Genomic DNA, 20,865 nt, shown 5'->3' on the forward strand with positions numbered 1-20,865 from the left:
TGAGGAATTCGACGACGGTGTCGATGGTCCAGCGGACCCCGACCTCGACGTCCTGAGTTCTGCACTCCTCAATTCAGGTCGCCGGGGTTGTCGGCCACCTGCTGGGAGGGTCTCGGCATGGCCCTGGTGGCCGTCGGCGTCAGCGGAGGCATCAGCGCGTACAAGGCGGTCGAGGTCGTCCGCCTCCTCCAGAAGGCCGGCCACGAGGTCGCGGTCGTGATGACGCGCGCCGCGACCCGCTTCGTCGGCCCCCTCACGTTCGAGGCGATCACCAGGCGGCGCGTCATCACGAGTCAGTGGACGCCCGGCGCCAACGCCGACATCGAGCACATCGCCCTGGCCACCGACGCGGCGCTTTTCCTCGTCGCGCCCGCGACAGCCAACACCATCGCCCGGCTGGCCCATGGCCTGGCCGGTGACTTCCTGACCTCGCTCGCCCTCGCGACCCGCGCGCCCGTGCTGGTGGCGCCGGCGATGAACACGCACATGTACGACCACCCGGCCACGCAGGCCAATCTGGATCTCCTGCGAAGCCGCGGCGTGCACTTCGTGGAGCCCGGCGAGGGGTACCTGGCGTGCGGCTGGGTGGGGAAGGGGCGGCTTGCCGAGCCCGAGGCCATCGCCGCTGCGGCCCTCCGGCTCCTGTCGCCCGTGCGCGATCTCGCCGGGCGCCGTGTTGTGGTCACCGCCGGCCCCACCTTCGAAGACCTCGACCCGGTGCGGTACCTCGGGAACCGCTCCAGCGGTCGCATGGGCCTCTCGGTGGCTGCCGATGCGGCGGCCCGTGGCGCCGACGTGACCGTCGTCCTCGGACCGACCTCGCTGGAGCCTGCGGCAGGCCTGCGGGTGGTGCGCGTGCGCTCCGCCCGCGAGATGCACACGGCGGTGGTCGGGTTGCGCGACGGGGCCGATGCCATCGTGATGGCGGCGGCGGTCGCCGACTACACGCCCGCTGGCGGCGCCGCAGGCGGCAAGGTGAAGAAGCAGGACGGCCCCCTCACGGTCACCCTCGAACGGACCGTCGACATCCTCGCCGACCTCGGCCGCTGGCGCGCTGGCCGCGCCGCCCCGGTGCTCGTCGGTTTCGCCGCCGAGACCAGCGACGTCCTGGCCTACGCCGCCCGCAAGCGCGAGGCCAAGCAGGTCGATCTCATCGTCGCCAACGACGTCAGCCAGCCCGGCGCCGGGTTCGAGGTCGACACCAACATCGCGAGCTTCGTGACCGCGGCCGGCGTGCAGTCGTTCCCGCTCGAGGCCAAGACGGCCCTCGCTGCGCGCATCGTCGACTTCATCGCCGGCAGGCTGAGTGCCGGGGCTCCCCGGACTCCGGCGCAGGGGGACCAGGCGTGAGCGACGATCAGGACCCGCGCGCGCAACTGCGGGCGCACCTCGAGTTCTACAAGGACCTCGGTATCGCCGGGTTCACCCGCGATGCGGCCTGGCAGGCCAATGAGTCGCGTGTGCGCCAGGCCGGGCTCGGAGAGCCGGCCCTACCAGCATCGCCGTTGGCGGCAGCTGCAGCGCCGGGTGTCGCAACGCGGCCCGAGGCCTCGTCGCTTGGACTCGCCGCGGGAGGATCGGTTGTGCCAACCCCGTCCGAGGGATCCGAACTCGCCGCGATTGCGACGCTCGAGGATCTGCGCGCGCACATCGGGCCGCAGTGCACGCGCTGCAAGCTGTGCCAACTCGGGCGGCGGCAGGTGGTCTTCGGCGTGGGCAATCCCTCGGCCGACCTGATGTTCGTCGGCGAGGCTCCCGGGGCAGACGAAGACGAGCAGGGCATCCCGTTCGTGGGCCGCGCTGGTCAGTTGCTCACGAAGATCATCGAGGCCATCGAACTGCGGCGCGAGGACGTCTACATCGCGAACGTGATCAAGTGCCGGCCGCCGGGCAACCGCAATCCGGAACCCGACGAAGTGGCGGTCTGTGAGCCTTTCCTGTTCCGGCAGATCGACCTCGTGCAGCCCAAGGTGATCGTCGCGCTCGGGAAGTTCGCGGCGCAGTGCCTGCTGCGCACCGACACGCCGATCACGAAGCTGCGCGGCCGCGTGCACCAGTTCCGCGGCGCGACGCTCGTGCCGACGTTCCACCCGGCCTACCTGCTCCGCAGCCCCGACAAGAAGCGCGAGACGTGGGAGGACATGAAGCTCGTCCGCTCCCTCCTGCGCCAGGACGCGGGCGGGGCGCCCGAGGTCCGCTGATGCGCCTGGTGCGCGTGGCCGTGCCCGTCCCTGGGCTCGGCCTGCTCACCTACCGCCTGCCTGACGGCCTGCAGGCGCCTCGCGGCACGCGCGTCATCGTGCCGGTCGGCCCGCGCAAGGTCACCGGCCTGGTCACCCACGACAACGCGACACCCGACGACGTCCCGGATCGCCTCCGTGACGTGCTCGAAGTGCTCGACGACGTGACGTTCCTGCCGGAAGCGGTGGTCGACCTCGCGCTCTGGATCGGCGACTACTACCTCGCCGGCCCCGGTGAGGTGATCTCCTCCGCCATGCCGCCCAAGGGTTGGCTCCGCGGCGACATGACCCTCGCGCTGGCCGAGGATGCGGGCGAGGTGGACATGCGCGGGCCGTTCGAACTCCCGCTCGACGATCAGGTCGAGGACGCGGTGCTCGCGCTGCTGCAGGACAAGGGGCCCGTGCTGCGCGGGCAGGTGCCCCGTGCGGTGGCGGCCCGGCTGCGCGGATCCGAGGTGACGGCCGACGTCGTGTCGCGGGCCGTGCGGCGCCTGCTGCGCACCGGCAAGGTCCGGCTGCAACCCGTGGTCACGGGCAAGGCAGACGCGGCGCGCAAGCGTCGGTGGATCCGGCCCACGGCGGCGGCGAGCGAGCCGGCCACCCAGCGGCTCGGCGCGCGGCAGGCCGCCGCGTGCGCCGTGCTGGTGGCCTCGCCTGAGGGCGTCGACGCCAACGTGCTGCGCGATCAGGGCATCGGGAGCGAGGTGGTGCGGCGCCTGGTGGCGCTGGGGCTGGCCACGGTGGAGTGGCGCGCCGTCGAGCGCGACCCGTTCGCCAGCGGATCGGCCGGCACATCCGACGCGCTTGCCGCGCCCGCGTTCCTGTCGCTCACGCCAGAGCAGTCGGCCACGCTCGACGTCCTCGAGCCCTTGCTGGATCGCGGCTTCCAGGCGGCGTTGCTGCATGGCGTGACCGGCAGCGGCAAGACGCAGGTCTACCTGCGGCTGGCGCGTGCGGCGCTGGCGCGCAATCGCGGCGTGCTGCTGCTGGTGCCCGAGATCGCGCTCACCTCGGCCGTCGCCTCGCTCTTCCGACGCGCGTTCGGCGAACGCGTCGCGATCCAGCACTCCGGCCTGTCGGACGGGGAGCGCTACGACCAGTGGCACCGGATCCGCCGGGGCGAGGTCGACGTCGTCATCGGCACACGCTCGGCGGTGTTCGCACCCCTGCCCGACGTCGGCCTGATCATCGTCGACGAGGAGCACGACACGGCGTACAAGCAGGAGGAGAGCCCGCGCTATCACGGCCGCGATGCGGCGGTGGTACGGGCGCGCGACGCCCGCGCCCTGGCCGTGCTCGGCTCGGCGACGCCCTCGCTGGAGACGTGGCGACACGCGTCGGAGGGGCGCTACCGGCTCGTGCAGATGCGCCAGCGGGTCAACGACCGTCCGCTCGCCGAGGTGCAGACGATCGACATGCGCGACGTGCTGGCGGCCGAGGGCCCGGAGGTCGTGCTGAGCCGGCCGCTGCGCGAGGCACTGGCGGCCTGCGTCGAGCGTGGCGAGCAGGCGATGGTCCTGCTCAACCGACGCGGCTACGCACCGTCGCTGCTGTGTCGCGGCTGCGGCAACAGCGCCGAGTGCCCCAATTGCGCGGTCACCCTGACGGTGCATCGCCGGGCCGGACAGGTGCGGTGCCACTACTGCGGCTACACGGCGGCGCTACCCACGGCGTGTCCGTCGTGCAAGGGGGAGTTCCTCGAGTACACCGGCGTCGGCACCGAGCGCGTGGAGCAGGCCGTGATCGAGGCCTGCCCCGGGGCGCGGGTGGCACGCGTGGATCGCGACACGATGCAGCGGCGGGGCGCGATCGGGCAGGTGCTCGCGCGCTTTGCCAGGCGCGAGCTCGACGTGCTGGTGGGCACGCAGATGATCGCCAAGGGCCACGATTTCCCGCAGGTGACGCTCGTGGGGGTGGTGTCGGCCGACATCGGCCTCGGCGTCGCGGATTTCCGGGCGGCGGAGCGCACGTTCCAGCTGCTGACGCAGGTGGCTGGGCGCGCCGGTCGCGGCGAGGTGCCTGGCGCAGCGCTCGTGCAGACGCTCCATCCCCATCATTACGCGATCGGCATGGCGGCCAGGCAGGCCTACGACGAGTTCGTCGCCCGGGAGATGGAGTACCGGGAGCGCATGCGCTACCCGCCGTGGCTCTCCCTGATCAACATCGTGGTGCGCCACGAGTCCCTGGCGACGGCGTTGAAGGACGCCACGGGGCTCGCCGAGGCGTTGCGGGCGCTGGCCGACGACCGCTTCGGCGTGCTCGGGCCCGCCCCCGCGCCGCTGGGCCGCCTGCGGGGCGAGTCGCGCGTGCAGCTGTTCCTGAAGGGCCGCGACCGCGCGGCCATGCGGCAGGCGACGCGCCAGGCGATCAGCGGGATGCCGTCGTTGTTGAAGCGGGTGACGGTGGACGTCGATCCGCTGACGATGCTCTAGCAGGTGGCTGGAAGGGCCACCCACCTGAATTCAGAGTTCACAGTTCAGAATGAAGAGCAGCTCGCGGCATCCGAGCCACTTCAATTCAGAAGTCAGAATGAAGTGCGAGTCGGGGCACGCCATCGGGTCGGCATCGCCTCGGTCTTCGGAGTCAGGCTGCAGGGCTCGACCTGAGCGTTGGCGGAGCTGACCATGCCCGCGCCGCGCTTCATTCCTGACTTCTGAATTCTGAATTGCAGCGCGGAGTGTTCGGCGCGCTGCCACTATCGTCCGCCGACGAAGTCCATCGGGCTGATGGGCACCGGCGTGAAGCTCAACGCGAACATCGCCACGGCCACCACGGCCAGCACGAGGCGGGTGGTGCCGATGGGCACGTGCTCCTCGCCAACCGGGGGATGGTCGATGCCGAAGGAATAGGCCATCAGGATGACGAGGGCCGTCCACACGATCCAGCTCGTCGAGACGAAGATCGTCAGCCCGAGCATGGTCAGCAGGCTGGCCATGGTGACGTAGCGTGAGCGTCGCCCGACGATGGCGTGCACGATGTGGCCGCCGTCGAGCTGCCCGGCCGGGAACAGATTGAGCGCCGTGGCGAGCAACCCGAACCACGCCGCGAAGCCCGTGGGGTGCATCACGAAGATCGAGCGGTCCGGCAGCGTCCCGAAGTACAGCGACTGCAGGAGTGTCAGCAGCAGGGGGTCGCCGAGGTTCAGCCCGCCCTGCAACGCGATCTGGTGCGGCAGCCGCACCGCGTAGGAATGCGCCACGCCGTACATGGCGAGCGGCACCAGCACGATGAAGCCGGCCAGTGGCCCGGCGATCCCGACGTCGAACAGGGCGCGGCGCGTGCGCGGCAGCGCCATCCGGATCACGGCGCCCAGCGTCCCGACCAGCGTTGGCGCGGCCGACCACAGCCCGGGGATCCCGGGGATGAAGGCCGGCACGAAGTACGGCAGCGACGCCGGGATCCGGTAATATCGACAGGCGAAGTAGTGCCCCAGCTCGTGGGCACCCAGGATCAGCAGCGCGGGCACGCTGAACCACAGGCCGCCGACCAGCGCGGCGGGAGCCGTGACCAGCACACGCCGCGTGCCCACGGCCGACACGTAGTTGAGGAAGAAGCTCGAGCCCGCCCACGTCATCGTGAGGAAGGTGATCACGAGCAGCAGCAGGTGGACCCAGCCCCGGGATCCGATGCGGACCGGGGCGTCCACGGCGGGCGTCAGTGGTCCGGTGGTCCAGGCCTGATCCTGCTCCGACCAGCGGACATGCAGCGGGTCGGGCGTCGACGGGTCGTCGCCGGGAACGTACGGGGGCGGGGGAGGGGTGGACACGGGCGGTCTGGACTCAGCCGCCGATGTTCTGGAGGTCCTTGCCCGGCTTGAACCGGATGGTGCGGCCCGGCGGGATGCGCACCTCCTTGCCCGTCCGGGGGTTGCGGCCGATGCCGCGCTTGCGGGGCTTGACCTGGAAGACGCCGAAGCCGCGCAGTTCGATGCGCTCGCCGCGCTTCATGGCCTCGCGCATCGCCTCGAACACGGCCTCGACAGCGATCTCGGCCTTCACCTTGGTGATGTCGGCAATCGTCGCCACTTCGTTGATGATGTCGACCTTGATCATCGTCTGCCGCTAAGAAGCATAGATACAGGGACTTACAGTGTCAATCCGCAAGATGCCCGCATGACAGGACCCTCTGCCCGCGCGATGCCCACCGTGGTGCTCGTCGGACGCCCCAACGTGGGCAAGTCGACGCTCTTCAACCGCATCACGCGCACTCGCCGCGCCATCGTCAATGCCATGGCGGGCACCACGCGCGACGTGATGTCGCACGACGCCGAGTGGCAGGACGTACCGTTCCGGCTCGTCGACACCGGAGGTATCTTCGGCCATACCGAGGATCCGCTGCACGACATGGTCGTGGAGCACGGCAAGCGGGCCATCGCCCAGGCCGACCTCATCGTCTTCGTCGTGGACGGGCGCGAGGGGCGCGTGTCGGGCGACGACGGCATCGCGGCCGAGATCCGACGTGTGGCGCAGGCGCCCGTGCTGCTGGCCGTCAACAAGGCCGACGACAAGCGGGCGCGCGACCGCATGTACGAGTTCTTCGCCTTCGGCTTCGATCACGTCTTCGAGATCGCCGCCGAGCACGGCACCGGGGTCCCCGAGCTGATGGACGCGGCGCTGGAGCAGCTCGATGCTGCGGGCAAGCTCGGGCGCGGCGGCGTGCCCGACAACCCGGACGAGATTGCGGTGGCCATCGTCGGTCGCCCCAACGTCGGCAAATCGTCGCTCGTGAACCGGCTGCTGCGGGAGGAGCGGTTGATCGTCAGCGACATCCCCGGCACGACGCGCGACGCCATCGACACGATCCTGCAGTGGCACAAGCGCACCTTCCGCATCGTCGACACGGCCGGGATCCGGCGGCCGGGGCGGGTGGCCAGTTCGCACACCATCGAGATGGTGAGCGTCCTCACCGCCAAGAGGGCCATGGAGCGGGCAGACGTCGCCGTGCTGGTGATCGATGCGTCGCAGGGGGCGACCGACCAGGATGCGGCCATCGCCGGCGAGGCCGAGCGGCTCGGCTGCGGGATGATCATCGCGGCCAACAAGTGGGACCTCACCAAGGGCGAGGGCGACCGCTACTACAAGGACTTCGACGAGGAACAGCGCTTCCGCATGAAGTTCCTCGACTACGCGCCGCTGCTGCACATCTCGGCGCTGACGGGGGAACGCGCCCAGAAGCTGCTCGAGACGGTGGACCGCGTCGCCATGGCGCGCAAGAAGCGCGTCACCACCGGCGAACTCAACCGGTTCGTCGAACGGCTCGCACACGAGCATCCGCCGTCGAGCCCCGACAAGAAGCACGTCAAGATCCTGTACGCCGCGCAAACAGGCGTGGCGCCGCCCCAGTTCGTGTTCTTCACCAACGTCGCGACGGGCTTCCACTTCTCGTACGAGCGCTTCCTCATCAACAGCCTGCGCGAGACGTTCGGCTTCGAAGGCACGCCGATCCGGATCAGCGTGCGCAAGCGTGGCGGGCGGGAGCGCAAGGAGAAGTAGGGCCTGCCACTCCCGACTCCCGACTCCCGACTCCCGACTGCCGACTGCCGACTGCCGGTTCTATACTGCTTCCGATGCCCGACGCCGTGATTCCGGACAAGCCCGCGTTCAAGGCTGGGGAGGTGTGCGAACTCGCGCAGATCCAGCCCTATGTGCTGCGGTCCTGGGAGTCGGAGTTCCCTGACCTCGGGCTGTCCAAGACCCCGGGCGGCCCGCGGATCTACCGGCGCGCCGATGTCGAGCGCGTGCTACGCATTCGCGACCTGGTGTTCACCGAGGGGCTCACGCTCTCCGGTGTGCGCCGCCGCTTCGAGGCCGAGCAGCCGCCGGCCCCAGACGACCTGTTCACGCTGACGGCGGAGCTGCACGCCGCCGAAGCGGCCAACGCAAGTCCGGCGCCGGTGCGGGTGGCTGCCCGTGAGTCGGCCGCGCCGAGCGCCCCGGTGGCGCCGCCGGTGAGCGACGAGGCCCGGGCGCGGCTCCTCAAGGTCAAGCAGGACATGCGGTCGCTGCTCGACCTGCTCGACACCCCCGGCACCGCCGCCGCGCCCGCCCAACGCTCGCGCCGGGGCTGAGGGGGCGCGGCACCCGTCGCCCCCGCAGGGCTGGTCCCGCAGGTGGCCGGCGCGCCGCGGGTCTAGCCTCGGCCACGGCCGATGGGGTACACTCTGCGTTCGCGCCGCACGGCGCCGGTCGGGATGTAGCGCAGCCTGGTAGCGCACCTGAATGGGGTTCAGGGGGTCGCGAGTTCGAATCTCGCCATCCCGACCAATCTCCCCCTCCACTCACAATCGATTTCACCCGTCACGCGCATCCAGGCGTTGCCGTGCACCGGCCGTGTGTCCCCACCGCCGGTACTGGGCAGGGCACGACCACGTGCCGATTGCCCCCGTGACGCGGTGCGCCCTGGGTGCGCCGCCACGGTCTGTCATGACGCGCCTCCTCGATGTGTTGCTGGGGTTGCTCGGCCTCTTCGGTCTGCTGACCCTGGCCGACGGCGGCCTCGTCGTCGGCGCCGCGTGCCTCACGCTCGCGGGCGTGGGCGCGCTCGTCGTCCCGCGCGCGGGTCGGGCTGCGGCCGTCACCTGGAGCCCGGACGCCGGTCATGTGGCTGACGTCATCGTCAAGCAGGTCCTCTTCGATCACTTCGACCTCAGCGACGCCGAACTCGAGGCGCTCGCCGCCGTGCTCCCCGAACCGGTGCGCGGTCCGGCGCCGTTCTGGTTCCTGCTCCATGGCGGCTGGCTGGTGCGTGAGGGGGCGCGGCGGCGCCACGGCGACGGCGTGGTGACCGAGATCCGGGCGGCCATGCAGGCGCGGCTGCGACTCAAGGGCGGCAACTTCGACGGCCCGCACTGGTTCGCCACGCTCGATGCCGCCTTCTCCCGGTCCGACGCCGCCCTGCGGCACCCCGGCGACGACGGGGCGTCGCCCTCGCTGCTGATCGCGAGGAGCCTGCTGGACACCAACGCCAGCAGCCCCTACGACGGGCGCCTCGGCGTCCCGGCCGACATCGAGACGCAGCTGGCCGCCTGCCTCTACAGGCTGGAGGTCCACCTGGCGCCGACCGTCGATGCCATCGTCGGCGTGTCGCCGGCGGCCGCTGCCGCGCCGCCCCTGGACGCGGTGGCCGCCGTGTCGGCCGAGGCCGGCCCCCGGGAGCGGCACCTGAATCGCCGCGAGGGCAACCTCCTGTTCCCGGCGGATCGGCGCGTGGTGAGCCCCGACGAACGGGCGCAGGCCCGAGCCGACGACGCGCTGGAGTGCGACATCCTGCGGACGCGCGCCGCCGACGTGGTCGCGGGGGCCGCGCAGGAGGTGCGGACCTTCGACGCGACGCACTGCCGGACGCGCCTGGAGGACCTGGCGGCCCTGATGGAGGCGTGCGGGCGCTATGGGTCAGCAGAGACGCACGCGTTGCGTGAGCAGTGCAAGGGCGCGGCCCTCGAGCTGATCGAGGAAGCGCGGCACCTGCCGGCGTCCTCGCTGGAGCTCGATGCGACCTGGAAGGCCTGGCTGGACGGCGAGGACGCGCGATTCCGGCGCCTCGCGGTCTCCTCGCATGCCGACGACTTCACCGACGTGCCCCAGGACGATGTGCCTGCGACGGTGTGCACCTGGTCGCCCGAGCGGATCCGCAGCATGGCCGCGCGCCTCGGCCCGGACAGCCCGCAGTGGCAGCAACTCGTGCCGCTGTGCGTGGAGCGATTGCTGGAGGCCGAGCACGAGGGCTATCCGGAGGAGCAGGTGGCCGAGCGGCTCGCGGTACTGGGGCAGCCCCGGGGCGTGCCGATGGGCGAGGCCGCGCGCGTCCCGGCCTGAGGGGGCGAGGCGTCAGGGGCGCAGGTCCGTGCCGTGCAGACGCGCGTAGCGATCGGCGGCCGCGGCGAAATGATCGCGGGCCTTGCGGAGGGCCGCCACGCTCGGGCCGCGATGCCACAGGGCGATGTCGTGCAGCAGGCCGTGGGCCTTGCCGAGCGCCTCGCGCAGCAGGTCGGTGCCCGGCGGGAGTGCGGCGTCAGGGCGGTGCGTCAGCGCATCGAGTCCGGCGATCGCGCGCGACAGATCCGCAACCACGTCGGTGGCCAGTGTCTCCAGCACCGGGAGGCGCGCGGCGAGGTCGTCGCTGTCGCGCGCGATGTCGATCACTGCCTGCATGCGCTGTTGCCACCCGCGCAGCGCCAACCGCACCGCATCGTCTCGCCGGCTGTCGGCAGGCTCGCTCACGCGCGCGGGCTCCGGCCTGTCGTGATGCACGTATCCATGGGTAGTCCTCGACCTTGACGCAGTTGTCGCCGCGCGCGCGGCGCGCCACGATGAGAGGCGGAGGCCGTATAGTGTCGGCGTCCCCAATACTCGCATGTACGGACTCGTCAATCAGGCTGTCGAAGAACTCGTTCGCGCTCAGCACGGCGACGCCACGTGGGACCTCATCAAGGCCCGGGCTGGCGTCGACACGCCGGCATTCGTCGGCATGAGCCCGTACCCCGACGAGGTCACCTACCGGTTGGTTGGCGCCGCGAGCGAGCACCTCGGCGTGCCCGCCGGGGACCTGCTCGAGGCCTTCGGCGAGTACTGGACGCTCTACACGGCGCGCAAGGGCTACGGCAACATCCTGGCGCTCGCCGGCAGCACGTTCGTGGATTTCGTGCAGCACCTCGATCACCTGCATGCCCACGTGGCCATGAGCTTTCCCGAACTCCGCCCGCCGTCCTTCTGGTGCACGGACGTGACGGACGGCTCGCTGCGCCTGCACTACCGCTCCACGCGCGAGGGACTCGCGCCGATGGTCGTGGGCCTGCTGCGCGGCCTCGGCAAGATGTTCGACACGGCCATCACCATCGAGCACGTCGCCGATCGTGCCCGCGGCGCCGACCACGACGAGTTCCAGATCGGCTTCACGCCGCCCGCATGACCGCGTCCCCGCAGGGCCTGGGAGCCGACGCGCTGCGCGCGGTCTTCCCGTTCCACCTCACCGTCGATCGCGAACTGGCGGTGGTCCAGGTGGGGCAGGCCCTGTCGCGGGTGTGCCCCGACGTCGTCCCGGGGAGTCCCCTGTCGGCGCATGTGCGCATCGTCCGGCCCGAGATGGCGCTCGCCTTCGAGACCCTCGTCGAGCGCCGCCGGTCGCTCTTCGTGCTCGAGGTGCTCCCGCGTCGGTTGCCGCTGCGTGGGCAGATGCTGGTCGCGCCCGATGGCGACACCGTCACGTTCCTCGGCAGTCCGTGGGTGACCGACCTCGAGCAACTGGCGACGTTCGGGCTCGCGCTGACCGACTTTCCCGCGCACGAGCCCATCGCCGACTACCTGTTCCTGCTGCAGTCGCAGCAGACGGCCTTGAAGGACGCGCGCGACCTGGCGGCGCGCCTCGAGGCGCAGACGCGCGTGCTGCGCGAGACGGTCGAGGCGCTCAACGAGAAGGAATCGACGCTCCGGGCCGTCGTCGACACGGCCGCTGACGGCATCATCACCATCGATGCGGCGGGGCTCATCCGATCGTTCAATGCGGCCGCCAGCCGGATCTTCGGCTACGAACCGGACGAGGTGGTCGGCCGCAACGTCGCGGTCCTCATGCCGCGTGACGGCGGCGACGAACACGATCGGTCGATCGCGCGCTACGTGGCGACCGGAGAGGCGCGCATCATCGGCACGAGCCGCGAGGTGGAGGGCCTGCGCAAGGATGGCACCCGCGTGCCGCTCCACCTGTCGGTCAGCGACGTGGCCGTGGGGCCGCAGCGACTGTTCACCGGCATCCTCCGCGACCTCACCCCGGAACGACGGGCCGCAGCCGACCTGCAGGCCAGCGAGATGCGCCTGCAGAAGACGCTGACGGCCGTGCACGCCGGCGTGTGGGACTGGGATCTCACCACGGACACCGGGTACTGGTCCGAGCAGAACTATCGCCTGATCGGGCTCGAGCCTGGCAGCGTGGCGCCGTCGCCCGAGGTCTTCTTCGCCTGCATCCACCCCGACGATGTCGAGGCGAGCCGCGAGTTGATGCGCCGGGCCCTCGAAGGGGAGGTTCCCCTCGAGAGCGAGCACCGGATCCTCCTGCCCGACGGCAGCATCCGCCACATGCGGGACATGCGCGTGGTCCTGCGTGACGAGGCAGGCGTCGCGACGGGGATCTCCGGCATCACCATCGACATCACCGCGACCCGCCGCGCCGAACTCGAGCGCGACGCGGAGAGGGAGAAGTCTGCCCGCATCGTTGGCGCGCAGTACGAGGTCGCCCGGGTGCTGGCGGCCGCCACCGACTCCCGCGAGGCGATGACGCGCACGCTCGAGACGCTGGGCCGATTGCTGCAGTGGGACTGGGGCGCGTTCTGGGTGCCGCGGGAGGAGCATCTCGCCTGCGACACCGTGTGGGCACGCCCCGAGGCGGACTTCGAGGGATTCCTCCAGACCTCCCGCGAGACGCGATTCGCGGTAGGCGAGGGGCTGCCCGGGCGCGTCTGGGCGTCGGGCGACCCGACCTGGCTGGCCGACCTGCAACTGGACGAGAACTTCCCCCGACGACCCGCCGCGGCGGTGGCTGGCCTGCACAGCGCGTTCGCCTTGCCCGTGCTGACACGCGGCACCGTGATCGGCGTGATCGAGTTCTTCAGCGCCCAGCGCCGCGAGGCCGACCCGTCGCTGCTGACGTCGCTGAGCGCCCTGAGCACACAGCTTGGCGACTTCATGGAGCGCCTCGACGGCGAGCGCCGCCTGCGTGAGTCCGAGGCGCGCATGCGGCTCATCGTCGACACCTCGCTCGACGGCGTGATCTCGATGGACGGCGCGGGGGTGGTCACGTTGTGGAGCCCGCAGGCCGCGTCGATCTTCGGATGGAGTGCCGAGGAGGCCGTCGGTCGGCTCCTGAACGCCCTCATCGTGCCGGAGCGGTTGCGCGATGCGCACCGCGCGGGCATGGCGCGGTACCTGGCCACCGGTGAACGGCGCGTGCTGGGCAAGCGCATCGAAGTCCCGGCCCTGCACAAGGACGGCCACGAGTTCCCGATCGAACTGGCCATCGAGGTGGCCGACGGCGGACTGGCGGCGGCCGCGGGGGGCGACCCGTCGCGCCTCGTCTTCAGCGCCTTCGTGCGCGACATCACGTTGCGACGCCAGGCCGAGGCCGACCTGCGCAAGGCCAAGGACGACGCCGAGGCGGCGTCGCGGGCGCGGGCCGAGTTCCTGGCGATGATGAGCCACGAACTCCGCACGCCGCTGCACGGCGTGATCGGGATGCTCGACCTGCTGCGCGACACGCCGCTGGCCGAGGAGCAACGGCGGCAACTCGACGTGGCGAGACGGTCCGCCCGCTCGCTGGTGGCCATCACGAACGACATCCTCGACTTCTCGAAGATTGCCGCCGGACGGCTGGTCATCGAGCCGCATCCGTTCGACCTCGGGCGCCTGGTCGAGGAGGTCGCGGCCACCTTCAGGCCGCAGGCCGATGCGTCGGGCGTCGCCGTGCGCGTCGCCTGGCCAGAAGGGCGGCTGTCGGGCGTCCTCGGGGATTCGGTGCGTGTCGGACAGATCCTGACCAACCTCGTCGGCAATGCCGTGAAGTTCACGCCCAGCGGGCACGTGGGCATCACGGTGCGTCGGGAGACGGACGCGGGCGCGCCGTCGCCTGTCGTGGTGTGCGAGGTCGAGGACACGGGCGTCGGCATCCCCGAGGGGAAGCGCGAGGTGATCTTCGATGCGTTCGCGCAGGCTGACGCGTCGACGACACGCCGGTTCGGCGGCACGGGACTGGGCCTGCCCATCTCCGCACGCCTCGCCGAGGCCATGGCCGGCAGCCTCACGCTGGCGTCGTCGTCCGAGCGAGGATCGCGCTTCCGGCTGGAACTGCCGCTGCCTCCGGCGGAGTTGACCGACGACCAGGCGGCCGGCGAGGCTGGGGCGCCCTCGGCGGTGCCGGCGCGCGTGCTGCTCGTGGAGGACCATGTCGTCAACCAGGAGATCGCCTCGGCGATGCTGGGTGCGCTCGGCTGCAAGGTGACGGTGGCGGCCGACGGCGTCCAGGCCCTCGAGGCCATCGCCCGTGAGCCGTTCGACATCGTCTTCATGGACTGCCTGATGCCGAACATGGATGGCTACGAGGCGTCGCGGGCCATCCGTGCGCTCGGGCACGACAAGGTGCACCTGCCGATCATCGCCATGACGGCCAGTGCCTTCCCGGAGGATCGCGCGCGCGCGTTCGACGCGGGCATGAACGACCACCTCACCAAGCCGACGCTCGACGGCGCCCTGCGCCGGGCGCTCGCCCAATGGCTGCCCCGCACGCCGGCGCCGCTGGTCGACGCCGACAAGGTCGAGGCGGTGCGCCTGCTGGCCGAGGCCACGATGGTCGGGTGGGCGTCCTTTCTCGGCCGCTTCATCGACGACATGGAGCAGGCCATGGACCGCCTCGACCGTGCGCTCGAGGAGGGGACCGCCGAAGCGCTCAGGGCCGAGGCGCATGCGATGCGGCGCGCCAGCGGCATGATGGGCACGCCGCGCCTCGAGGGGGCGTGCGCCGACCTCGAGCAGGCGTGTCAGGACGGCGCCGCCTCGCGTTTCACGGCGCTGGTCGCCACGATCTCGGCCGAGGTCGATGCCGCGGTGGCGGCACTCCGCGCCCACCGCGAGGACGCGCCACCCGCCTGAGGGCGCGCGCGCGTTGACACTACCCGCGCCGCCTCACCAGAATGCGCCCATGACCTTCCTGCGCCAGGCGGCGTCGAGGGGCACGGCCACCGCCGTGTTGGCTGGCGTGCTCGTGGCCGTGGCCGCCGCGGGTGGTCACCAGCCGCCGGCCCCTGGGTCCGCCGCGGTCTCGCGCGTCGAGTTCACGCGCGACATCCGCCCCCTCCTGTCGGACCGGTGCTTTCGCTGCCACGGGCCCGATGCCCGTACGCGCAAGGCCAGGCTCCGCCTCGACACCCGCGAGGGCCTCTTCCAGGAACTCGAGGTCGGTACGGCGGTCGTGGTGCCCGGCGCTCCGGAACGCAGTGAACTGATCCGCCGCGTGTTCCTGCCGGCCGGCGACGACGACGTGATGCCGCCGGCTGATGCGCATCAGGCGCTGACCGACGCGGAGAAGGCCCTGCTGCGCCAGTGGGTGACCGAGGGTGCCGAGTTCCGCGGGCACTGGTCGTGGGAACGCCTCGCGCCTCCGCCGCCGCCCGCCTCCTCCACGCATAGCCATCCCGTGGATGGGTTCGTCCGTGCTGCGCTGGCGCACGACGGCATGGCACCTGCCGCGCCTGCCCGCCCCGAGGCCCTGCTGCGGCGGGTGTCGTTCTCGCTCACCGGCTTGCCGCCGACGCCTGCCGAGCTTGCGGCCTTCGCGGCCGACCCGTCTCCGGCCAGGTACGCGCGGGAGGTCGAGCGACTGCTGGCCTCGCCCGCGTATGGCGAGCGGATGGCGGCCGACTGGCTCGACCTGGCCCGCTACGCCGACACGCACGGCTACCAGGCCGACGTCACGCGTGACATGTCGCCCTATCGCGACTGGGTGATCGGCGCCTTCAACCGGAACCTGCCGTACGACCAGTTCCTGACCTGGCAACTGGCCGGCGACCTGCTGCCCGGCGCCACGCGTGAGCAACGCATCGCCACGGCGTTCAACCGGCTGCACCGCCAGACCAACGAAGGCGGCAGCATCGAGGCCGAGTTCCGCACCGAGTACGTGGCCGATCGGGTCAACACGTTCGGTACGGCCATGCTCGGCCTGACGCTCGAGTGCGCCCGGTGCCACGATCACAAGTTCGACCCGATCACCCAGCGCGACTACTTCTCGCTCTTCGCGTTCTTCAACAGCATCGACGAGTCGGGACTCTACTCGCACTTCACCAACGCGACGCCGACGCCTTCGGTGCTGCTGTGGCCCGCACACGAGGAGGCCGCCCACGCGCGGGTGGTGCAGCGCATCGCCGCTCTCGAACGGCGCCTGGCCACCCTGGTCCCGCTCACCGATCCGGAGTTCCTGGCCTGGCGGCGTGCCACGTCGACCGTCGTGCCGCCGCGGCCGCTCGCCAGCTTCGCGTTCGACGAGGTGACCGGCGACCGCACGCCCGAGGCGTCGGGGCTGGGCGCAGCCAGCCTGCACGACGCGCCCTCGCTGGTCGAGGATGCGGCGGCCCGCGGCGGCAAGGCGCTGCGGTTCGATGGCGACAATTCGGTGGTGCTCGACGCCGTGGCGCCGTTCTCGCGGACCGACGCGTTCTCGATCGCGCTGAGGCTGAAGCCGACGGAACAGCAGGCCCGCGCCGTGGTGCTGCACCAGTCGCGCGCGTGGACCGACGCCGGCAGTCGCGGCTTCGAGATCACGCTCGAGGATGGGCGCCCCTTCTTCGCGCTCGTGCACTTCTGGCCGGGCAACGCCATCGCCATCCGGGCCAGGACACCGCTGCCCGTTGGCGCGTGGTCGTCGGTGGTGGTGACCTACGACGGGTCGAGCCGCGCATCCGGCCTGGCGCTGTACGTGGACGGCGTGCGCGCCGCGGTGGACGTCGTGCGCGATCGGCTGGTCAAGGACATCGTGTACGACAAGGACGCCGGCGATCTGCAGACCAAGCCCACGCCGATCATGATCGGCGCGCGCTTCCGCGACAGCGGGTTCAGGAACGGCCTGGTCGACGACGTGCGTGTGCACGACACGGCGCTCACGTCCGCCGAGGTCGCCGGTGGCCTGCCTGATGCGCCACGCGAGGCTCACGCCCACTACGTTGCTCGCGTGCATGCCCCGTCGCTGGCGTTGGCCCGCCAACTGCGCGAGGCGCGACAGGACGAGCAGCGCCGGATCCGGTTGGTACCGGAGATCATGGTCATGGAGGAGTTGCCGGCCGCCCGGCCCGCGCACCTGCTGGCGCGCGGGGCCTACGACGCGCCCGGCGACGTGGTGCCGCGGGACACGCCGACGAGCCTGCCGCCGTTCCCGGCCGACCAACCGCGCAATCGACTCGGGTTGGCGCGCTGGCTCACCAGCCGCGACAATCCCCTCGCGGCGCGTGTCGCCGTGAATCGCCTCTGGAAGATGCACTTCGGTCGTGGGCTGGTGGCCTCGGCCGAGGACTTCGGCAGCCAGGGACGTCGCCCGACGCATCCCGAGCTGCTCGACTGGCTGGCTGCGCGCTTCATCGCCAGCGGCTGGGACGTCAAGGCGATGCACCGGCTCATCGTCAGTTCGCAGACGTTCCAGCAGGCCTCCGAGGCGTCGCCCGAACACCTGCGCCAGGATCCCGACAACCTGCGATTGGCCCGCGGACCTGCCGTGCGGCTTCAGGCCGAACACGTGCGCGACAGCGCACTCGCGGCGAGCGGGCTCCTCGTGCGCCAGGTGGGCGGGCGCAGCGTGAAGCCGTACCAACCCGAAGGCCTGTGGGAACAGTCGGGGACGGGGCAGAAGTACGTGCAGGATCACGGCGACGCGCTCTATCGCCGCAGCCTGTACACGTTCTGGAGGCGGACGTCGCCGCCGCCGTCGATGACAACGTTCGACGCGGTGTCGCGCGAGGTGTGCGTGGCCCGCCGCGAGACCACGCAGACGCCGCTGCAGGCGCTGGTGCTCCTCAACGACCCGCAGTTCGTCGAGGCGGCCCGCGTCCTGGCCGAGCGCCTGGTGCGGACGTACCCGGCCGACCCCGCGGCCAGGCACCGCGACGCGTTCCTGGCGCTGGCTGGACGCGCCCCGGATGCGCGCGAGGCCCAGATCCTCGCCGACGCCTTCGAGGAGCAGCGCCGTCTGCACGCGGCTGACCCGGCAGCGGCCGAGCAGTGGCTGGCGGTGGGGGAGCGACCGCGGGATCCGGCCCTGCCCATCGTCGACGTGGCGTCGACCATGGCCGTGGCCACGCTGATCATGAATACCGATGCGTTCGTGGTGACCCGATGAGGCAGCCCGCATGAGCACCCACCACTGCACGGGCGACCTGCCCATCGCGGGCCTGTCGCGTCGCGCCCTGCTGCAACGCGTTGGCCTGGGCCTCGGCGGCGTGGCGCTCGCCGAGCTCGTGAACCCCGCCGCGGCGCGCGCCCTGGCGGGGCCGACACCGGGCGTGCTTGGCAGCGCGTTGCACCATCCTGCCCGTGCCAAGCGGGTCATCTACCTGTTCATGGCCGGCGGCCCCTCGCAGATGGAGACGCTCGACTACAAGCCGGTGCTGCGCGAGCGCAACGGCGAGCAGTTGCCCGACTCCGTGCGTCAGGGCCAGCGCCTCACCGGCATGTCCGGCAACCAGGCGTCGTTGCCGCTCGCCGGATCGCAGTTCGGCTTCTCGCGGGCCGGTCGATCGGGCACCTGGGTGTCGGACCTGCTGCCGCACACCGCGCGCGTGGTGGACGAGCTGTGCGTGGTCCGATCGATGTACACCGATGCGATCAACCACGACCCGGCCATCACGTTCTTCCAGACCGGATCGCAGATTGCGGGGCGGCCCAGCATGGGCGCGTGGATGCATTACGGTCTCGGCACCGAGACCGACGAGCTGCCGGCGTTCGTCGTGCTGATCACGCCGGGCAAGGTGGATCAGCCGTTGTACTCGCGGCTGTGGGGCAGCGGGTTCCTGCCCTCGCAGTACCAGGGTGTGCAGTTCCGCAGCGGCAAGGACGCGGTGCTCTACCTCGCCAATCCCGCCGGGGTCACCGCGCAGTCACGACGTGCGCTGCTGGATCGCCTGCGTGACCTGCAGGCCGAGGCGGCCGTGCAGATCGGCGAGGCGGAGGTCGATGCGCGCATCGGGCAGTACGAGATGGCGTACCGCATGCAGGCCAGCGTGCCCGGCGTGATGGACCTGTCGGGCGAGACCGCCGAGACGTTCACGCTCTACGGCGAGGACGCGCGCAAGCCGGGCACGTTCGCGGCCAACTGCCTGCTCGCCAGGCGCCTGGCCGAGCGTGGCGTCAGGTTCATCCAGCTGTACCACCAGGGCTGGGACCAGCACGACAGCCTGCCCAAGGGCATCGAACGGCAGTGCAGGGAGACTGACCAGGCGAGCGCGGCGCTGGTGACCGACCTGAAGCGCCGGGGGCTGCTCGACGACACGCTGGTCGTGTGGGGCGGAGAGTTCGGCCGCACGAGCTACTCGCAGGGCAAGCTCACGGCCACCAACTACGGCCGCGACCATCATCCGCGCTGCTTTTCGATGTGGATGGCCGGCGGCGGCGTCAAGGCCGGGTACGTGCACGGTGCCACCGACGATTTCGGCTACAACATCGTCGATGGTGGGGTGCACGTGCACGACTTCCACGCGACGTTACTTCGGTTGTTCGGGGTGGATCACGAGCGGCTCACCTACCTGCACCAGGGCCGACGGTTCCGCCTGACCGACGTGCACGGCAAGGTCGTGGACGCACTTCTCGCGTAGATCCGAGCGCCGACCCGAGGACCACGGGCTGTGGCTGCCGGCCCTGGCCGGCAGTCCGTGACGATTCGCGAAGGATCACTGACCGTCGCCCAAGGGCGACGGCTACGACACTGCGGCCTACTGGTCGCCTGGCGACAGCTTGTTGAGGCGCATGTAGGTGACGACGTTGCCGTAGTGCAGGCCGGTGTGCGCGAGCAGGTGCGCGGCGTGGTAGCTCTTCATGCGGACGCTGCCGTTGGCGGTCTTCATGGTCTCGGCGAGCGTGGCATCGGTGGCGGCCTGGAACGCCGCGTCGCAGAAGGCGAACGCGCCGGTCAGCGCGGCCACCACGTCGGCCTTGGGCAGCGGCGCATCGGCGTTGACCTTCGGCCGCTGGCCCGGCGTCCCCTTGAAGCTCGCGCAGATGCTGTAGCTCGCATCGGCGATGTGCAGGAACTGCTTGCGCAGCGTGAAGACCTCCGGCGTCGGCTGGTAGCCGTAGATCGACTCGGGCGCCTTGTTGGCGGCCGTCATGACCTGGGCCTTCACGGCGGCCAGTTCCGCGCGAAGGCCATCCATGGCGGTCTGGGCGGCGGCGGGAAGGCACGAGAGGGCCACGAGGGCGGCGGCGAGCAGGGCAGATCTCATTCGATGGTCTCCACGAAGGGCGTGCCGACGGCCGCAGCGATGTCGGCCAGCAGGCGGTTGTCGAGGGCCTGCGCGACCGGATGGGCCTGCAGCGCCTCGAAGGACTCGAACACGGCCACGTAGCGTTCGTCGAGCAGCTCCCACTCCTCGAGGACGACCTTCCGTGCGCGCGTGAGGTACGCCGAGAGTGTACCCACCTGGGCCACCTTGACGCCCGTGAAACGGATCGCGCGCGGCACCGTGCGGTTGCGGAAGTCCCACCCGACCAGGTCCACTGGCGCCATCTCGCCCTTCGGCACGACGGGCGCATCGCGACGCCCGGCGACGAGCTCGAGCGCTGTCGTGACGAGTGCCGACAAGCTCTCGCCGCGGGCGACGGCAAGGTCGCGGGCGGACTCCCAGATCGGTTGGTCGGTGTCCTTGACGTAGAGGGTGACCTGCGGCATCCGAGCCTCCAGGCAAAGTATACAGCTACGTATAGCTACTTGAGGTTCAGGGTGCAAGCACCTTGGGGCTGGCGATCGGACCTGGATGCCGGGGTATGCCGCCAATGTCGTTCACTCTCGCCCCGGTGTCCCGGGCGGATCAGGTGCGCGCCCCCGCAGCACATTCGTTCTGAGTGGCGCACTGATTGTTCGTCCGCTCGTGTGAATGCATGCCAAGTATACG

General features: G+C 71.0%; 15 protein-coding genes and 1 tRNA gene. 11 read left to right on the forward strand and 5 right to left on the reverse strand.

Going from position 1 to position 20,865, the window contains the following annotated elements; all coding sequences use genetic code 11:
- Positions 1 to 117 precede the first annotated feature (117 nt).
- From coaBC to priA, 3 genes are read left to right on the forward strand one after another with little or no spacing between them, the layout of a single operon-like run.
- Positions 118 to 1,350: a bifunctional phosphopantothenoylcysteine decarboxylase/phosphopantothenate--cysteine ligase CoaBC gene (coaBC, locus tag ACIRDX_RS03850; protein ID WP_396624081.1), complete on the forward strand. Its 1,233-nt coding sequence runs from the start codon at positions 118 to 120 to the stop codon at positions 1,348 to 1,350.
- Complete coding sequence (locus ACIRDX_RS03855) at positions 1,347 to 2,201, forward strand: uracil-DNA glycosylase (protein WP_396624082.1); 855 nt, start codon at positions 1,347 to 1,349, stop codon at positions 2,199 to 2,201. The genes coaBC and ACIRDX_RS03855 overlap by 4 nt, the downstream gene beginning before the upstream one ends.
- Positions 2,201 to 4,672, forward strand: coding sequence for a primosomal protein N' (priA, locus tag ACIRDX_RS03860; RefSeq protein ID WP_396624083.1), 2,472 nt, complete (start codon positions 2,201 to 2,203; stop codon positions 4,670 to 4,672). The genes ACIRDX_RS03855 and priA overlap by 1 nt, the downstream gene beginning before the upstream one ends.
- 263 nt (positions 4,673 to 4,935) lie before the next feature.
- On the opposite strand, the gene ACIRDX_RS03865 is transcribed toward priA, so the two are convergent.
- Positions 4,936 to 6,006 carry a site-2 protease family protein gene (locus tag ACIRDX_RS03865; protein ID WP_396624084.1) on the reverse strand — a complete coding sequence of 357 codons (1,071 nt, stop codon included), beginning with the start codon at positions 6,004 to 6,006 and terminating at the stop codon, positions 4,936 to 4,938.
- A gap of 13 nt (positions 6,007 to 6,019) precedes the next feature.
- Complete coding sequence (locus tag ACIRDX_RS03870) at positions 6,020 to 6,292, reverse strand: HU family DNA-binding protein (protein WP_239488544.1); 273 nt, start codon at positions 6,290 to 6,292, stop codon at positions 6,020 to 6,022.
- 60 nt (positions 6,293 to 6,352) lie between these two features.
- Between ACIRDX_RS03870 and der the strand changes: the two genes are divergently transcribed.
- The 4 genes from der (at position 6,353) to ACIRDX_RS03890 (ending at position 10,054) form a co-directional block, all read left to right on the forward strand.
- On the forward strand, positions 6,353 to 7,732 hold the full coding sequence (der, locus tag ACIRDX_RS03875) for a ribosome biogenesis GTPase Der (protein WP_396624085.1): 1,380 nt from the start codon (positions 6,353 to 6,355) through the stop codon (positions 7,730 to 7,732).
- A gap of 74 nt (positions 7,733 to 7,806) precedes the next feature.
- Positions 7,807 to 8,307 carry a MerR family transcriptional regulator gene (locus tag ACIRDX_RS03880; RefSeq protein ID WP_396624086.1) on the forward strand — a complete coding sequence of 167 codons (501 nt, stop codon included), beginning with the start codon at positions 7,807 to 7,809 and terminating at the stop codon, positions 8,305 to 8,307.
- 119 nt (positions 8,308 to 8,426) lie between these two features.
- Positions 8,427 to 8,503, forward strand: a tRNA-Pro gene (locus ACIRDX_RS03885).
- A 159-nt stretch (positions 8,504 to 8,662) separates the two neighbouring features.
- Positions 8,663 to 10,054, forward strand: a complete 1,392-nt coding sequence (locus tag ACIRDX_RS03890; protein WP_396624087.1) for a hypothetical protein — start codon at positions 8,663 to 8,665, stop codon at positions 10,052 to 10,054.
- A 12-nt stretch (positions 10,055 to 10,066) separates the two neighbouring features.
- On the opposite strand, the gene ACIRDX_RS03895 is transcribed toward ACIRDX_RS03890, so the two are convergent.
- A complete protein-coding gene (locus tag ACIRDX_RS03895) occupies positions 10,067 to 10,459 on the reverse strand; it encodes a hypothetical protein (protein ID WP_396624088.1) in 393 nt (130 codons plus the stop codon).
- A 133-nt stretch (positions 10,460 to 10,592) separates the two neighbouring features.
- On the opposite strand from ACIRDX_RS03895, the gene ACIRDX_RS03900 reads away from it, so the two are divergent.
- Genes ACIRDX_RS03900 through ACIRDX_RS03915 form a run of 4 tightly spaced genes read left to right on the forward strand, consistent with a single transcriptional unit; the run spans position 10,593 to position 19,569 of the window.
- Positions 10,593 to 11,147: a heme NO-binding domain-containing protein gene (locus ACIRDX_RS03900; RefSeq protein ID WP_396624089.1), complete on the forward strand. Its 555-nt coding sequence runs from the start codon at positions 10,593 to 10,595 to the stop codon at positions 11,145 to 11,147.
- Positions 11,144 to 14,869, forward strand: coding sequence for a PAS domain S-box protein (locus ACIRDX_RS03905; protein WP_396624090.1), 3,726 nt, complete (start codon positions 11,144 to 11,146; stop codon positions 14,867 to 14,869). Before ACIRDX_RS03900 ends, ACIRDX_RS03905 begins: the two co-directional genes overlap by 4 nt.
- Before the next feature lie 49 nt (positions 14,870 to 14,918).
- Positions 14,919 to 18,098 (forward strand): DUF1553 domain-containing protein, encoded by a 3,180-nt coding sequence (locus ACIRDX_RS03910; protein WP_396624091.1) that lies wholly within the window; start codon positions 14,919 to 14,921, stop codon positions 18,096 to 18,098.
- A 10-nt stretch (positions 18,099 to 18,108) separates the two neighbouring features.
- On the forward strand, positions 18,109 to 19,569 hold the full coding sequence (locus ACIRDX_RS03915; RefSeq protein ID WP_396624092.1) for a DUF1501 domain-containing protein: 1,461 nt from the start codon (positions 18,109 to 18,111) through the stop codon (positions 19,567 to 19,569).
- Between the two features lie 117 nt (positions 19,570 to 19,686).
- Here the strand turns inward: ACIRDX_RS03915 and ACIRDX_RS03920 are convergent, their stop codons facing one another.
- Entirely contained in the window at positions 19,687 to 20,196 is a 510-nt protein-coding gene (locus ACIRDX_RS03920) for a DinB family protein (RefSeq protein WP_396624093.1), read from the reverse strand.
- Positions 20,193 to 20,642 carry a hypothetical protein gene (locus ACIRDX_RS03925; protein WP_396624094.1) on the reverse strand — a complete coding sequence of 150 codons (450 nt, stop codon included), beginning with the start codon at positions 20,640 to 20,642 and terminating at the stop codon, positions 20,193 to 20,195. The genes ACIRDX_RS03920 and ACIRDX_RS03925 overlap by 4 nt, the downstream gene beginning before the upstream one ends.
- Between the last annotated feature and the right edge of the window lie 223 nt (positions 20,643 to 20,865).

This window comes from Luteitalea sp. (assembly GCF_044337415.1).
In the GTDB taxonomy this organism is placed as follows: Bacteria; Acidobacteriota; Vicinamibacteria; order Vicinamibacterales; family Vicinamibacteraceae; genus Luteitalea.

What these genes read in the sequence shown, in the direction of transcription:
- coaBC (WP_396624081.1), top strand. Translation starts at nt 118, where the DNA reads ATGGCCCTGGTGGCCGTCGGCGTCAGCGGAGGCATCAGCGCGTACAAG.
- priA (WP_396624083.1), top strand. Translation starts at nt 2,201, where the DNA reads ATGCGCCTGGTGCGCGTGGCCGTGCCCGTCCCTGGGCTCGGCCTGCTC.
- ACIRDX_RS03870 (WP_239488544.1), bottom strand. Translation starts at nt 6,292, where the DNA reads ATGATCAAGGTCGACATCATCAACGAAGTGGCGACGATTGCCGACATC.
- der (WP_396624085.1), top strand. Translation starts at nt 6,353, where the DNA reads ATGACAGGACCCTCTGCCCGCGCGATGCCCACCGTGGTGCTCGTCGGA.
- ACIRDX_RS03880 (WP_396624086.1), top strand. Translation starts at nt 7,807, where the DNA reads ATGCCCGACGCCGTGATTCCGGACAAGCCCGCGTTCAAGGCTGGGGAG.
- ACIRDX_RS03890 (WP_396624087.1), top strand. Translation starts at nt 8,663, where the DNA reads ATGACGCGCCTCCTCGATGTGTTGCTGGGGTTGCTCGGCCTCTTCGGT.
- ACIRDX_RS03900 (WP_396624089.1), top strand. Translation starts at nt 10,593, where the DNA reads ATGTACGGACTCGTCAATCAGGCTGTCGAAGAACTCGTTCGCGCTCAG.
- ACIRDX_RS03905 (WP_396624090.1), top strand. Translation starts at nt 11,144, where the DNA reads ATGACCGCGTCCCCGCAGGGCCTGGGAGCCGACGCGCTGCGCGCGGTC.
- ACIRDX_RS03910 (WP_396624091.1), top strand. Translation starts at nt 14,919, where the DNA reads ATGACCTTCCTGCGCCAGGCGGCGTCGAGGGGCACGGCCACCGCCGTG.
- ACIRDX_RS03915 (WP_396624092.1), top strand. Translation starts at nt 18,109, where the DNA reads ATGAGCACCCACCACTGCACGGGCGACCTGCCCATCGCGGGCCTGTCG.
- ACIRDX_RS03920 (WP_396624093.1), bottom strand. Translation starts at nt 20,196, where the DNA reads ATGAGATCTGCCCTGCTCGCCGCCGCCCTCGTGGCCCTCTCGTGCCTT.
- ACIRDX_RS03925 (WP_396624094.1), bottom strand. Translation starts at nt 20,642, where the DNA reads ATGCCGCAGGTCACCCTCTACGTCAAGGACACCGACCAACCGATCTGG.